At 74.3% G+C, this 14,681-nt stretch carries 12 protein-coding genes; 7 read left to right on the plus strand and 5 right to left on the minus strand.

From position 1 onward, the window contains the following. Positions 1–75: 75 nt before the first annotated feature. Positions 76–678, minus strand: a complete 603-nt coding sequence (locus tag KIS93_RS21650; RefSeq protein ID WP_080045939.1) for a TetR/AcrR family transcriptional regulator — start codon at positions 676–678, stop codon at positions 76–78. Between the two features lie 65 nt (positions 679–743). Between KIS93_RS21650 and KIS93_RS21655 the strand changes: the two genes are divergently transcribed. Together KIS93_RS21655 and KIS93_RS21660 are read left to right on the plus strand one after the other, a co-directional pair. Beyond that, complete coding sequence (locus KIS93_RS21655; RefSeq protein WP_080045938.1) at positions 744–2,183, plus strand: MFS transporter; 1,440 nt, start codon at positions 744–746, stop codon at positions 2,181–2,183. Positions 2,184–2,235: 52 nt separating this feature from the next. Continuing rightward, complete coding sequence (locus KIS93_RS21660; protein WP_230465864.1) at positions 2,236–2,997, plus strand: NAD(P)-binding domain-containing protein; 762 nt, start codon at positions 2,236–2,238, stop codon at positions 2,995–2,997. Positions 2,998–3,027: 30 nt separating this feature from the next. On the opposite strand, the gene KIS93_RS21665 is transcribed toward KIS93_RS21660, so the two are convergent. Next, a complete protein-coding gene (locus KIS93_RS21665) occupies positions 3,028–3,585 on the minus strand; it encodes a TetR/AcrR family transcriptional regulator (protein ID WP_080045936.1) in 558 nt (185 codons plus the stop codon). Between the two features lie 72 nt (positions 3,586–3,657). Between KIS93_RS21665 and KIS93_RS21670 the strand changes: the two genes are divergently transcribed. The 4 genes from KIS93_RS21670 to KIS93_RS21685 are packed head-to-tail and all read left to right on the plus strand — an operon-like array spanning position 3,658 to position 10,509. Beyond that, entirely contained in the window at positions 3,658–4,599 is a 942-nt protein-coding gene (locus KIS93_RS21670; protein WP_080045935.1) for an alpha/beta hydrolase, read from the plus strand. Next, the gene (locus tag KIS93_RS21675; protein ID WP_080045934.1) at positions 4,592–6,373 is read left to right on the plus strand and encodes an ABC transporter ATP-binding protein; all 1,782 of its coding nucleotides are present in this window, start codon (positions 4,592–4,594) and stop codon (positions 6,371–6,373) included. The genes KIS93_RS21670 and KIS93_RS21675 overlap by 8 nt, the downstream gene beginning before the upstream one ends. Beyond that, the gene (locus KIS93_RS21680) at positions 6,370–8,079 is read left to right on the plus strand and encodes an ABC transporter ATP-binding protein (protein ID WP_080045933.1); all 1,710 of its coding nucleotides are present in this window, start codon (positions 6,370–6,372) and stop codon (positions 8,077–8,079) included. The genes KIS93_RS21675 and KIS93_RS21680 overlap by 4 nt, the downstream gene beginning before the upstream one ends. A gap of 60 nt (positions 8,080–8,139) precedes the next feature. Then, complete coding sequence (locus KIS93_RS21685; protein WP_155129307.1) at positions 8,140–10,509, plus strand: polysaccharide lyase 8 family protein; 2,370 nt, start codon at positions 8,140–8,142, stop codon at positions 10,507–10,509. 11 nt (positions 10,510–10,520) lie between these two features. Here KIS93_RS21685 and KIS93_RS21690 read toward each other — a convergent pair whose 3' ends face one another. Beyond that, positions 10,521–11,180: a response regulator gene (locus tag KIS93_RS21690; protein WP_080045932.1), complete on the minus strand. Its 660-nt coding sequence runs from the start codon at positions 11,178–11,180 to the stop codon at positions 10,521–10,523. Then, positions 11,177–12,424, minus strand: coding sequence for a sensor histidine kinase (locus KIS93_RS21695; RefSeq protein WP_080045931.1), 1,248 nt, complete (start codon positions 12,422–12,424; stop codon positions 11,177–11,179). Before KIS93_RS21695 ends, KIS93_RS21690 begins: the two co-directional genes overlap by 4 nt. A 155-nt stretch (positions 12,425–12,579) precedes the next feature. Between KIS93_RS21695 and KIS93_RS21700 the strand changes: the two genes are divergently transcribed. Next, complete coding sequence (locus tag KIS93_RS21700) at positions 12,580–13,527, plus strand: alpha/beta fold hydrolase (RefSeq protein ID WP_080045930.1); 948 nt, start codon at positions 12,580–12,582, stop codon at positions 13,525–13,527. 163 nt (positions 13,528–13,690) lie between these two features. Here KIS93_RS21700 and KIS93_RS21705 read toward each other — a convergent pair whose 3' ends face one another. Then, the gene (locus KIS93_RS21705; protein ID WP_418115108.1) at positions 13,691–14,647 is read right to left on the minus strand and encodes a helix-turn-helix domain-containing protein; all 957 of its coding nucleotides are present in this window, start codon (positions 14,645–14,647) and stop codon (positions 13,691–13,693) included. Positions 14,648–14,681: the final 34 nt, after the last annotated feature.

The raw sequence follows: 14,681 nt of genomic DNA on the forward strand, positions 1-14,681 counted from the left end.
ACGGCCCGCCGGTCTTCACGCGATCTTCAGCGGTGAGTATGGCGGGCCCGACCGACAAACCGGGGCCGCCGGGAATCACGGGTGCGCGGGCGCTCCCAGGAGCGGCAGCCACACCTCGTCCACGATCTGCGCGATCGACTCGTCGGGCACCGCGCGCATCGTCATGAGCATGTCGTGGCGCAGCAGGTCGAGTGGCAGGTTCAGCACCCGGGACGAGCGCGGCACGTCGGGCAGCTCGCCGCGCTCGACCGCGCGGGCGACGATCGTCTCGAACGGGCCCGGCAGGCCCGGTGGCACGAGGGTGTCGCGCAGCTCTTCGAGGCTCGTGCCGGCGTCCTGGAAGTACTCCACGAGCTGCACGCTCATCAGCGTGATCATGCCGGCGCGGTCGGCGTCGGCGTTGCGCAGGAACCCGATCGCGTCCTCGCGCAGGCTGCCGGTGTCGGGCACCGCGATCGGCCGCCAGTGCCGGGTGAGGGTGGCCAGCAGCAGGTCGTCGCGTTGCGGCCAGCGGCGGTACAGGACGGGGCGGCTCGTGCCGGCGCGGGCGGCGATCGCCTCGTAGGTGAAGCCGTGGTAGCCGTGCTCCAGCAGGACGTCCCAGGCGGCGTCGAGGAGCGCGGCCTCCAGCTCGGCGCCGCGCCGCCGGGACGGGCCCTGCTCCCGCTCGAGACTCACGCGCGTACCTTATCCGGTCGGTGTGTGACCATGGTCGTCGAGCGCGCCCGCCCCCCGGAGAGAACATGACGCAAGCCCCGCACGACCCCTCCCCCAAGGCGCCCCGGCGGGTCGCGCTGATCGTGGCCGTCTCGTGGTTCATGCAGAACCTCGACTCCACGATCATCAACACCTCGCTCCCCCAGCTCGCGCACACGTTCGGCGTGGACACGGTCAGCGTGAACATCGGCATCACCGCGTACGTCGTCGCGGGCGCGGCCCTGATCCCGCTCGGCGGCTGGCTGTCGGACCGCTACGGCGCCAAGCGGGTGTTCGCGACCGCGATCGTGGTGTTCGGCCTGGCCTCGGTGGGCTGCGCGGCGTGCACGGAGTTGTGGCAGTTCGTCCTGGCCCGCGTGGTGCAGGGCGTGGGCGGCGCCCTGATGATGCCGGTCGGCCGCATCATCGTGCTCAGGAACGCCGGCAAGGAGGACCTGCTGCGGGCCACGGCGCTGATCACGTGGCCGGCCCTGATCGCGCCGGTCGTCGCCCCGGTCGTCGGCGGCGCGCTGACCACCTGGTACGGCTGGCAGTGGATCTTCCTGCTGAACGTGCCGCTCGCCGTCGCCGGCACCGTCCTCGTGCTGACCTTCGTCCCCGGCCTGCGCGAGCCCGACCCCAGGCCGCTCGACCGCGCCGGAACGGTGCTGATCATCACGGCGCTGAGCCTGGCCATCTACGGCCTGTCGGAGCTGGCGCACCCGTCGGCGGTGGGCCTGGACCTCGCCCTGCTCGCCGTCGGCACGCTGGTGGGCGTGGCCGCCGTGCGCCGGTTCCGCCGGGCCGCCCATCCGCTGGTCGAGCTGGGGCCGCTGCGGGTGCCGACGTTCGCGGCCGCGTCCGTGCACGCGGGCAACCTCATCCGGCTGGCGATCAGCGCGACCCCGTTCCTGCTCCCGCTCATGCTCCAGGAGGCGTGGCGGCTGTCGCCGCTGGAGGCGGGGCAGATCGTGCTGGTGTACTTCCTGGGCAACCTGGTCATCAAGGCGGTCACCACGCCGCTGCTGCGCCGGTTCGGGTTCCGTACGGTGCTGGTCGCGAACGGCGTGGGGGTGGCGCTGTCGATCGCGGCGTTCGGGCTGCTGGACGCGCGGACGGGGTTCGTCCTGGTCGCCGTGGTGTCCTTCGTCGCCGGGGTGACCCGCTCGATCGAGTTCACCGGGATCAACACGCTGTCGTTCGCCGACATCGGGCCCGCCGACCGGGCCTCGGCCTCGACGCTCTTCAGCATGACGCAGCAGATCTCCGTGGCGCTGGGCGTGGCCGCCGCCGCGATCGTCCTCCAGGTGGCGCACGGCTCCGCCGCGACCCCGCTCACGCAGGGGGACTTCTCGCTCGCGTTCGGGCTGTGCGGCGCGGTCGCGCTGGCCGGGGCGCTGCTGATGGTGCGGCTGCGGCCGGAGGCGGGGCACGAGGTGACCGGCCACCGGCCGCGCAGGAAGGGCCGGATCGCCTCCCGTACGTGACCGGTATCCTCGCGGGGGCACGTCCCGCCCGTTCAACGTGGAGGTAGCAGCGGTGCGCATCGGCATCATCGGGGTCGGCGAAATCGCCCGCGCCATCGTGACCGGCCTGTGCGACGGCGCCGACGCGCCGCCCGAGGTGCTCCTCTCGCCGCGCGGGGCGCGCGCGGCGGCGGAGCTGTCCGAGCGCTACGCGAGCGTCCACGTGTGCGCGGACAACCAGGACGTGGCCGGCCGCGCCGAGCTGCTGATCATCTCCGTACGCCCCCAGGACCGGCACGAGGCGCTGGCCGGGCTGCGCGTGGCCGCCGGCACGACGGTCGTCAACGTGATGGGCGGCGTGGCCAACGACGACGTCCGGAGCCTGCTCGGCACCGACGCGCCCGTGGTGCGGGCCATCCCCCTGCCCGCCGTGCGCGAGCGCCGCTCCGTCACGGTGACCTGCCCGCCGAACCCCGTGGTGGACGCGTTCTTCGCCTCGCTGGGCGGGGCCCTGCCGGTCGCCGACGAGGCCACGTTCAACGTCTTCTCCGCGCTGACCGCGACGCTCAGCACGCACTACTCCTACCTCGCCACCCTCACGTCCTGGGCGGCCGGGCACGGGCTGTCCCCCGCCGACGCCGACCGCTACGTGCGCGGGCTCTTCCAGGGCGTCGGCCGGTCCCTGAGCGACGAGACCCGCCCACTGCACCGGCTGGCCGGCGACCACGAGACGCCCGGCGGGCTGAACGAACGCGTCCGCACCACCTGGTTCGACGACACCAACGCCGCCGCCCTGCGCTCGGTGCTCGACGCCCTGCTCGCCGACCTGAAGTAACCGCGGTCACGCGCCGGCGAGCGCCCGGGCTCAGCCGAAGACCGGCAGGACCATGTCGACCAGGGCGTCCACGTCGGCCTCGACCATGGGCACGCCGGTCATGCCGAGACGGTGGAGCAGGGTTCCGACGACGACGTCGATGAAGAACAGGACCCGCTGCTCCGGCTCGCCGAGCGCGTCCTGGAGCGCGATCCGGTAGGGGTCCTGCAGCCGCGTGGCGAGGATCAGCCGCAGCCCGGGGTCGCTGACGGCGTCGCTGAAGACGCCCGCGAACGCGTCGCCCACGCCCGGCTCGCCGATCTTCCCCGCGATCCACCGGATGGCCCCGGACAGGATCGCGGCCTTGCTCCCGCCGTCCACCGGCACCGGGCCGAACGCGTCGAGGAGGCAGTCGACGATCAGCGCCCCCTTCGTCGGCCAGCGGCGGTAGATCGTCGTCTTGGCGACGCCGGCCGCGGCGGCGATGCGCTCGACGGTGGCGCGCGCGTAGCCCAGCTCGTGGACCGTGCTCAGCGTCGCGGCGAACACCACGTCGTTGACGCCGGAGCGCGGGCGGCCGGGCGGCCGGGCGGGTGTGGCGGAGGTCATGCGCACAGGATATCCATTTGCGCTACCTTAAGTTTCGAAACCTCAGGTAGCGAAACTCGTGGAGGAGAGCGCATGAGCGAGACCACCACCATGGACAGGCCGGCGGAGCCGGACTGGTCCACGTTGACCCCCGAGGGGCTGGCCGCCTTCCAGGAGGCCGAGAACCGGGTCCGGGCGTCCGTCGCGGCGCGCGCGATCACCGGGGAGCCGGACCCGGGCGCCACCATCGAGTGGCGGCAGGTGGCGCTGCCCGGCCGCGACCTCCCGGTCCGGGTCCACCGGCCCTCGGCCGGGGGCGCCCGCCTGCCGCTCGTGGTGCAGGTGCACGGAGGCGGGTTCGTGGGCACGGCCGCGCAGTGCGACTGGGCCAACAGCCACCTGGCCGCCCGCCTGCCCGCGGTCGTCGTCGCCGTCGAGCACCGCCTGCTCGACTGGGAGACCCCGCTGACCGCCGCCGCCGACGACGGCTGGGACGTGCTCCGGCACGTGGTGGAGCACGCCGGCGAGTGGGGCGTCGACCCCGGCCGGGTGGCGGTCTTCGGCGAGAGCTTCGGCGGGCTGATCACCGCCCTGTCGGCGATCCGGGCCAGGCAGGCCGGCCTGCGCCTGCGGGCGCAGGTGCTGGTCAACCCCGGCGCGGACGTGACCTCGGAAGCCTTCGACCTCCCCTCCACCCGCGAGTACCCCTGCACGCCCACCCTCACCCTGCCCCAGCTGCACTTCTTCCGGAAGCTCGCCGTGCCGGAGGGTGCCGACGCCCGCGCGCTGTCGCCCCTGCACGCCGGAGACCTGAGCGGGCTCGCCCCGGCCCTCGTGGTGGTGCCGACCGCCGACCCGGTCGCCGACCACGGCCGCCGCTACGCCGAGCGGCTCCAGGCGTCCGGGACGCCCGCCCGGCTCAGCGAGTACGACGGGGCCGGGCACGCGTTCCTCAGCATGCCGGGCATGGTGCCGCAGGCGGAGCCCGCGCGGGCGGAGATCCTCGGCTTCCTCCGGCAGGCCCTCGGTGGCTGACACCCGGCCCGGAGCCGCACTCGCGGAGGTGGCCCCGCCGGTCGAGCGGCCCGGAGACCTGGCCGGGCTGCTGCGCCCGCACGCCGGGAGCTTCGCCGCCCTGGTGGTGCTGCAGGTGATCGGGGCCGTGGCGGGCCTCGCGCCGCTGCTGGCCGTGGTGGAGCTGGGCCGCGTGTTGTTGGCGCCGGGCCCCGCCGACCCCGGCCGGGTCTGGCTCGTGGTGCTCGCCGGGGTGGCCGGGCTGCTGGTCCAGCTGCTGTTCACCGCGGCGTCGTCCGCGATCGGGCACCTGCTCGACGGACGGGTGCAGCTCGCGTTCCGCCGGCGGCTGGCCGCCCACCTGGGGCGCGTGCCGATCGGCTGGTTCTCCCGGCGCCGCACCGGCGAGCTGGCCAAGGTCGTGGGCGAGGACGTGAGCGCCGTGCACCCGTTCATCGCGCACACGCCCGCCGAGTTGGTCTCGGCGTTCGTGGTGCCGCTGGTGTCGCTCGTCTACCTGTTCACCGTGGACTGGCGGCTGACGCTCATCACGCTGATCCCGGTGCTGGTCGCGGTGGCGACGGTGCCGCTGATGATGACGGCGGCGCGACAGCGCGAGCAGCGCGAGTTCGACGCCGCGATGGGGCGGATCGCCGGCTCCGTGGTGGAGTTCGTGCAGGGCATCGCGGTGGTGAAGGCGTTCGGCGGCGCCGATCGCACGCACCGCAGGTTCGTGACGGCCACCGACGAGTTCGCCGGCACGTTCCTGCGCTGGGCGCGCGGGCTGGCGCCGATCGCCGCCGCGATGCAGACGGCGCTGTCGCCGCCGTTCGTGCTGCTGGTCGTGCTGGCCGGCGGCACCGCCCTGATCGCGGGCGGCGGCCTGGCGCCGGCGGACCTGCTGCCGTTCCTGCTGCTGGGGCTGGGGCTGACCGCGCCGGTGGCGGCGCTGGGGCACGGCTTCGACGCGATGCGGGCGGCCTGGCGCGCCGTCGGCCGCATCAGGGACGTGCTCGCGGTGGAGCCGCTGCCCGAGCCCGCCCGCCCCGCCGAGCCGCGCGGGCACCGCGTCGAGCTGCGGGGCGTGCGCTTCGGATACGACGCGGAGCGCGAGGTGCTGCGCGGCATCGACCTGACGCTCGAGCCCGGCACCGTCACCGCGATCGTCGGCCCGTCGGGCAGCGGCAAGTCCACGCTGGTCCAGCTCCTGCCGCGGTTCTTCGACCCGACGCACGGCTCGATCACGCTCGGCGGCGTCGACCTGCGCGAGCTCGGCGGCGACCGGCTCTACCGGACGGTCTCCTTCGTCTTCCAGGACATCCGCCTGCTGCGCGCCTCGGTCACCGACAACATCGCGCTGGCCGTTCCCGGCGCCCACCCCGACCAGGTGGAACGCGCCGCGCGCCTGGCGGGCGTCCACGACCGTGTCCTGCGGCTGCCGCGCGGCTACGACACGGTGCTCGACGAGGAGGCCCGGCTGTCGCGCGGCGAGGCGCAACGCATCGCCATCGCCCGCGCGCTGCTCGCCGACACCCCCGTGCTGGTGCTGGACGAGGCCACCGCGTTCGCCGACCCGCAGACCGAGCAGGCGGTCCGGCACGCGCTGGCCACGCTGCGCGCCGGCCGGACGATCGTCGTCATCGCGCACCGGATGGAGACGATCGCCGACGCCGACACCGTCGTCATGCTGGACGACGGATCCGTCATCGAGCGCGGCACGCCCGCCGAGCTGCTGCGCCGCAACGGCAGGTTCGCCGCGTTCTGGCGATCCCAGCGAGGAGACGAGGCCCGATGATCCGTATGCTGCTGCGCGTCCTGGGCCACCAGTACGCCGGCCCCGTCCGCCGCACCGTGGCCCTGATGATGGCGACCGCCATCGTCGAGGGCCTGTCCTACGCCCTGCTCGTGCCCGTGCTGCGGGCCCTGTTCGGCGGCGACGTCGCCGGCGCCCGCCCGTGGCTGGCCGCGTTCGCGGCGGGGGTCGCGATCTACGCGGCGCTGCGCTACGTCAGCGACCTGTCCGGCTTCCGCGCCGGCACCACGCTGCTGCGCGGCACGTACCGCCGGCTCGGCGACCACCTCGCCCGGCTGCCCATCGGCTGGTACGCCCCCGCCCGCGTCGGCGAGGTGTCGCTGCTGGCCGGCCGGGGCGTGCAGCAGGCGATGAGCGTGATCGCGCACCTGCTGTCCCCGTACGTCTCCGCCGCCGTCACCCCGCTGGCCATCGTCGCGGTGATGCTCGCCTTCGACTGGCGGATGGGGCTGGCCGCGCTGCTCGCCGCGCCCCTCGTGGCCGCGATCCAGCTCTGGACGGGACGCGCCACGGCCGCCGCCGACGCCGAACGGCACCGCCGCGACCAGGACGCCACGGCCCGCGTCATCGAATACCTCCAGGCCCAGCCGGTGCTGCGGGCCGGCGGCCGGACCGCGGAACGCTTCGGCCTGCTCGACGACGCGCTCGACGAGCTGCGGCGTTCCTCCCGCCGCACGATGGTGTCGGCGCTGCCGGGCATCCTGGGCCTGTCGCTCACGGTGCAGGCGGTCCTCACCGCGTTGCTGGTGCTGGGCACGTACCTGGCGCTGGGCGGCGCCATCGGGCCGGCCGAGCTGCTCGCGATCCTCGTCCTGGCCGCCCGCTGCGCCGACCCGCTGCTGTCGCTGGGCGAGATCGGCGGCCAGGCGCGCGGCGCCCGGGCCGAGCTGGCCAAGCTGGACACGGTGCTGCGCACCCCGCCGCTGCCCGAGCCCCCCGACCCGGTCCGCCCGGAACGGCACGACCTGGAGCTCGACGCGGTGTCCTTCCGTCACGGCGACCGCCTCGTCCTCGACGGCCTGTCGCTGGCGGTGCCCGAGGGGCGGCGGCTCGCCGTCGTCGGCCCGTCGGGGGCGGGCAAGAGCACGCTGCTGCAGCTCCTGGCCCGCTTCCACGACGTGGACGCCGGCGCGGTCCGCATCGGCGGCGTGGACGTGCGGGACGTGGACACGCAGGACCTGATGTCCCGGTTCGCGATCGTCTTCCAGGACGTCTACCTCTTCGACGGCACCATCGAGGACAACGTCCGCCTCGGCCGTCCCGGCGCCACCGAGTCCGAGGTCCGCGCGGCGGCGAGCGCCGCCCGCCTCGACGAGGTGATCGCCCGGCTCCCCGACGGCTGGGCCACTCCGGTCGGCGAGGGCGGCGCCCTGCTGTCGGGCGGCGAGCGCCAGCGGGTCTCCATCGCCCGCGCCCTCCTCAAGGACGCCCCCGTCGTCCTGCTGGACGAGGTCACCTCCGCCCTCGACCCGGTCAACGAGGCGGCCGTGCACGCCGGGATCGAGCGGCTGATGGCGGGCCGCACCGTCGTGATGGTGGCCCACCGCCTGAGCACGATCCGCCACGCCGACCGCATCGCCTTCCTGGACGGCGGGCGGATCGTGGAGGCGGGGACGCACGACGAGCTGCTGCGGCTCGGCGGGCGGTACGCCGCCTACTGGGAGATCTCCATGACCCCGGCCGACTGACGCTGATAGCGGGGGAAATGCGGGGATGCGCGAATATCGGCGGTCCATATCCTATTACGCATGGTGATCCACCCCCTTACCCGGCGTTCCGCCCTGCTGGGCGCCGCCGCCGCGGCCGGTCTCGCCCTGTGGGAGCGACCGGCCGAGGCGGCCGGTCTCGCCCTGTGGGAACGACCGGCCGAGGCGGCCGGTCTCGCCCTGTGGGAACGACCGGCCGAGGCGGTCGGCGCCGCCGCGTTCGACGCCGCCCGGGAGCGGTGGGTGAGCTTATTGGCCGGCGGTGACCACGGCACCGCCCACGCCGACAGGACCGAGGCGGTCGAGGGCTCGGCCAACGCGGTGCTGCGCAAGCTGGAGTTCTCCCCCAGGGGCCCGAGCCTCTGGCCCGACCTGCCGCTCGGCGACCCCCGTACGGGCAACTTCAACCGCGCCTACAACCGGATGCGCACGCTGGCGCTGGGCTGGGCCACGCCGGGCACCTCGATGTACCGGGACGACGGGGTCGCGCGGACGGCGGCCAGGGCGCTGGACTTCCTGTACGAGCACGCCTACCACGAGGGCCTCGACCCGCGCGGCAGCAACTGGTACTGGTGGGAGATCGGCGTCCCCCGCTCGCTGACCGACACGTGCGCCCTGCTGTACGACGGCCTGCCGAAGGACGGGCTCAAGCGCTGGCTGCGCCCGCTGCGCCGGTGGTGCCCCGACCCGGAGCGGCGCGTCAGCCACCCCGGCGTCGTCGAGACCGGCGCGAACCGGGCCGGCAAGGCGATGGCGGTGGCCGTGCGCGGGCTGCTCACCCATGACGCGCGCCTGGTCAAGCGGGCCAGGGAGGCGGTGGCCGACCTGCTGCGGCCGACGCGGGGGCCGGGCGACGGCTTCCACCGCGACGGGTCGTTCATCCAGCACGACGTGTACCCCTACACGGGCGCCTACGGCGTGGACTACCTGGAGAGCGTGGCCAAGCTGATCGTCATGCTCGCGCGCTCGCCGTGGGAGATCCCCGGCATCGGGAAGGTCTGCGACATCGTGGACCGCTCCTTCGTCCCGTTCGTCTTCGACGGGCTGATGATGGACTGCGTGCGCGGCCGGTCCATCTCCCGGCAGGGCCACCGCGACTACCACTCCGGGCAGAAGACCGTCGAGACCATGCTGGCCCTGCTGGACGCGGCGCCCGAGCGGCACGCGCGGCGCTGGCGCCCGCTGGTGAAGGGGTGGCTCACGCGCAACACGGCGGTGCCGTACGAGACGGTCGCGCCGCTGTCGAGCGTCGCCAAGGCCAGGGCCCTGCTGGACGACCCGAAGGTCCCGGTCGGCCCGCGCACGACCGGGACGTGGGTGTTCGCCGACATGGACCGGGTCGTGCACCGCCGCCCCACGTGGGCGTTCGCGATCGCGATGAGCTCGCGGCGGATCGGCGCCGCCGAGGCCATGAACCGGGAGAACCTGCACGGCTGGTACACCGGCGACGGCATGACCTACCTCTACACCGACGACCTCACCCACTGGAACGACGAGCTGTGGCCGACGATCGACCCGTACCGGCTGCCCGGCACGACGGTCGACACCCGCAGGCGGGCCGATCTCCCCCACGGGCACCGCCGGCTGCCGCCCACGCCGTGGGCGGGCGGCGTGGCGCTCGACGGCGAGTACGGCGTCGCCGCCATGAAGCTGATCGCCGAGGGCTCCTCGCTGCGGGCCAAGAAGGCGTGGTTCCTGCTCGACGACGCCGTGATCGCCCTCGGCGCCGGCATCACGGCCTCCGACGGCCGCCGCGTCGAGACCATCGTCGAGAACCGCAACACCCACGACCGCCACCCGCCGCTCGAACAGGGCGACCGCTGGATCCACCTGCCGGGCGTGGCCGGTTACGCGCTGCTCGACGGCGACGGCGCCAAGGTGATCCGCGAGGAGCGCACCGGCCGCTGGCGCGACATCGACACGGGCGCCACCACCGCCGGCGACGACACCCCCGTCACCAGGCACTACACGACGATCGTGATCGACCACGGCACCGACCCGCGCAAGGCCCGCTACGCCTACGCGGTGCTGCCCGGGGCGTCCGCCGCGCAGACCGCGTCCTACGGGCTGCGCGTCCGCATCCTCGCCAACTCGGGCACGGCGCAGGCCATCTCGCGCGGCGACCTGCTCGCCGCCGTCTTCTGGCAGGCCGGCACGGTGCAGACCCCCGACGGGCCGCTGACCGCCGACGGGCCGTGCACGCTGCTGGTGCGCCGCGACCCCGGCCGGAAGGAGGTGCGGCTCGCGGTGTCCGACCCGTCCAGGACCGCCGACGAGGTGAAGATCACGCTGCCGTGGCGGGTTCGGTCGGTCAAGAAGGGCGATCGCGGCGTGCGCCGGGCCAAGCGGGCGCTCAAGGTGGAGGTCGGCGACAGCCGGGGCCACGGCCACACCGCCGTCGTACGCGTCTGACCCGCCGCTCTCTAAGCCACCAGGCCCCTGCGGTACGCGTACACGACCGCCTGGACGCGGTCACGCAGGTCGAGCTTGGTCAGGATGCGGGACACGTACGTCTTGACGGTCTCCTGGCTGATCACCAGCGTGCCCGCGATCTCGCTGTTGGACAGGCCGTCGGCGATGAGGCGCAGCACCTCCAGCTCCCGCCGGGTCAGCGGGACGTCCTCGGCCCCGCCCTCCTGGGGGCGGATGCGGGCCGCGTACCGGCCGACGAGCTGCCGGGTCACCTCGGGGGCCAGCAGCGCGGCGCCCGACGCGACGGTGCGGATGCCCTGGAGGAGCTGCGCCGGCGGGGCGTCCTTGAGCAGGAACCCGCTCGCGCCCGCCCGCAGCGCCTCGTACACGTACTCGTCGAGGTTGAACGTGGTCACCACGAGCACCTTGACCGGGTCCGTCACGCCGGCGCCCGCGAGCCGGCGGGTGGCCTCGATGCCGTCGAGCACCGGCATGCGCACGTCCATGACGACGATGTCGGGGCGCAGCCGGCGGGCGAGGTCGACGGCGGTGCGGCCGTCACCGCACTCGCCCACCACCTCCAGGTCGGGCTGCGCGTCGATGATCGTCGCGAAGCCGGTGCGGATCAGCGCCTGGTCGTCGGCGACCAGGACCCGGACGGGCGCGGTCACGACGCGCTCTCCAGGGGGATGCGCGCCCGTACGAGGAAGCCGCCGTCCGGCTGCGGCCCCGCGCTGAACTCGCCGCCCAGAGCGCCGACCCGCTCCCGCAGCCCGGCCAGGCCGCGCCCGCTCCCACCGAGAGAGCCGGACGAGCCGCGCCGGCCGGGAGGACCGGCCGGGCCGTGCTCGCTCCCGCCGGACGAGCCGGCCGGGCCTGGCCCGCCTTCGCCGGGAGAGCCGGCCGCCGTGCTGGGGCCGTCGGTGCTCACCGCCACGCTGATCTCCTTCTCGCCGTAGCGCACGTGCACCACGGTGCGGCTGCCGTGGGCGTATTTGAGCGCGTTCGTCAGGGCTTCCTGGACGACCCTATAGGCCACGAACTCGGCGGCGCCGGACGATCGCGAAGGTTCGCCCTCCTGAACGAGCTCCACCGGCTGCCCGGCCTGGCGGGTCTGCTCGGCGAGGGCGGGCAGGTCGGCGGCGGACGGCGTCCTGACCTCGGCGTCGTGGTCGGGGTTGAGCAGGTCGAGCAGGTTCCGCAGGTCGGCGATGGCCCGGCGGCCGGTGTCGGTGACGGCGGTCAGGGTCGTGTCGAGGCGTTCGGGCGCGGCGGTCATGTAGCGGGCCGCCTCGGCCTGCACGACCATCGCGGTCACGTGGTGCGTCACGACGTCGTGCAGCTCGCGGGCGATGCGGGTGCGCTCGGCGACGCGGGTGGCCTCGGCGACGTGGCGGCGGCGCTCGGCCTCGGCGGCCCGGGTGGAGCGCAGCCAGGCGCCGATGGCCCACGAGAGGGCCAGCGCCAGGTAGAGCAGCGCGATGTCCAGCGGGGTCTCGTTCGCGCCGAGCCCTTGGAGCGCGGCGATGAACACCACGTACGCGACCGACAGCAGGACGATCGTGAGGGGCCGGCGGCGCCGCACGTGGGCGCCGGCGCTGACGAGCGCGATGGGCAGGGCGATGCCCGCCAGCGCGTGGCAGGCGAAGAACTGGTCGAGGGCGAAGCCGAGCGCCACCAGCGCGACCGACCAGCCCGGCCACCGCCGCCGCACGGCGAGCGGCATCGCCTCCAGGGCGATCACCGCGACGGCCACCAGATCGTACGGCCGGGACGGGAACTCGCCGATCTGCGTCCCGTGGCCCTGGAAGCCCGGCAGGAGGGACAGGACGGTCAGCAGCAGCGCGAGCGGAAGGTCCCGCACCGTGACGTCACACCGCTGCCACAGATCCTTGGCGCGTCGTAGATCGAGCACCGGGTGAGCTTAACGGGTTCGCGGGGTTTGTCCCCCATGCGAGCTACCGGCGAATGTCCACCGTGTGGTGACGATCCCGGCACTGCCGGCTCCGTAGCGTTATCGCGCGGCCATCGCCCGCCGGCCCGCTCTCGTACTCTCGATGGAGGAACATCATGCTCCGCAGGATCAAGGCAACCGCAGTGGCCGCACTGTGCTGCACCATGATCGGCGCCGGAGTCACCGGCTGTGACGGCGACTCCCTGGAGAACTGGGATCCCCTCGCCTCCAGCAGTTCCCCCAAGAGCACGCCCAAGACCAAGAGCGAGCCGCAGTCCGAGGACGCCGTGATCTCCGGCACCACGAAGATCAAGGTCGCCGGTCACTTGGTGAACGTGTCCTGCTCGGGCGAGGCGGCGGACGGCCGGCCGGTCATCGTGCTCCTGCACGGCGCCGGCGACGGGCTCGACAAGCTGGCCGGCATCCAGAAGACGCTCAGCGCGAAGAACCGCGTCTGCTCCTACGACCGCCTCGGCTCCGGCGCCAGCGACCAGCCCGACGGCCCGCAGGACATGGCGGCCACCGGCAAGGTCCTCACCGGCGTGCTCGACCGGGTCGCCGCTGACAACCCGGTCGTCCTGGCCGGCCACTCGCTCGGCGGCCTGATCGCCGCCCGCTACGCCCCCGAGCACCAGGACCGCGTCAAGGGCCTGGTCCTGCTCGACGCCACTCCTTCCACGATGCTCGCCGACATCTCCAAGGCGATCCCCGAGTCCGCCAAGGGCCCGGCGGCCGAGCTGCGCGCCCAGAACCTCGCCGTCTTCCAGGGCCAGAACCCCGAGAAGCTCACCATCACCGACGGCAAGGTCCGCTCCGCCGGGGACATCCCGGTCGAGGTCGTCCAGCACGGCAAGCCGTACCTCGCGGCCCTGCCCGAGTACGGGCCGCGCCTGGAGAAGGCGTGGGCCGCGGGCCAGCGCGCGTGGCTGGCGCTGTCCAGCAACAGCAAGCTGAGCACGGCGGAGAAGAGCGAGCACTACATCTACGTCGACCAGCCCGAGGTCGCCGTCCAGGCCATCGAGCGGGTCGCCGCTCAGGCCGGCGCCCCGGCGAACGGCGGCTGACCGGCCGTCGGCGTCCAAGCGGCCTCTCGGCGGGCTCTGCCCGACCCGCCGAGAGGCCTCAGGACGATACGCGTGCCGTGCGGTCGCGGTGAGCGGCCGCACAGGACGTTCCCGTGAGTTGCCCATGAGAGGCCACGGGACACAGGCACCGTGCGGGCGGGGATCACGGCGGATGGTGGCGGAAGGCGCGGCGGTAGGCCGCGGGGGCGACCCCGCGCCTGGCGGCGAAGTGGTGCCGCAGACCGTCGGCGCCGCCGAACCCCGCCCGCACGGCCACCGCGTCCACGCTCAGCTCGGTGCCCTCCAGCAGCTCCTCGGCGAGCTGCAGCCGCCGTTCGAGCAGCCAGCGGTGCGGCGTCGTGCCGGTCAGCGCCTTGAACCGCCGGGCGAACGTGCGCGGTGACATGGCCGCCCGTGCCGCCAGCGTCTCCACCGTCAGGGGCCGGTCGAGGTGCTGCTGCATCCAGTCGAGCAGCTCCGCCAGCTCGTACGGCGTGCGCGGCGACGGCATGGGAGCCTCGACGTACTGGGCCTGCCCGCCCGACCGATGGGCGGGCACGACGAGGCGCCGGGCCAGGGCGTTGGCCGTGGCGGCACCGTGTTCGAGGCGGACGAGGTGCAGGCAGGCGTCGATCCCGGCCGCGGCTCCGGCGCTGCTGAGGACGGGGCCGTCCTCGACGTACAGGATGCCGGGATCGACGCGGACGCGGGGGTGGCGGCGGGCGAGCAGCCCGGCGAACTGCCAGTGGGTGGTGGCCCGCCTGCCGTCGAGCAGCCCGGCGGCGGCGGCCAGGAAGGCGCCCGTGCAGATGGTCAGCACCCGCGCGCCGCGCCCGGCGGCCTCCCGCAGCGCCGCCAGCAGCGGCTCGGGAGCCGGCGCGTCGAGCGGCGGCCAGGCCGGCACGGCCACGAGGTCGGCCTCGGCGACGCGCTCCAGCCCGTGCTCGACATGCACGAGGAACCCGGAGGTGGTCGGGATCGGGCCGGGCCGCGGCGCGCAGACCGCGAAGTCGTGCACGGGCAGCCCGTCGTCGGAGCGGTCGAGGCCGAACACCTGACAGACGATCCCGAGCTCGAACGCGGCGACCTGATCGCCGACCACGGCGGCGACGTTGCGGATCACGGCCACGAGTATGGCAGGAAATTCCCGTACC

It is taken from the genome of [Actinomadura] parvosata subsp. kistnae, from assembly GCF_900323885.1.
In the GTDB taxonomy this organism is placed as follows: Bacteria; Actinomycetota; Actinomycetes; order Streptosporangiales; family Streptosporangiaceae; genus Nonomuraea; species Nonomuraea composti.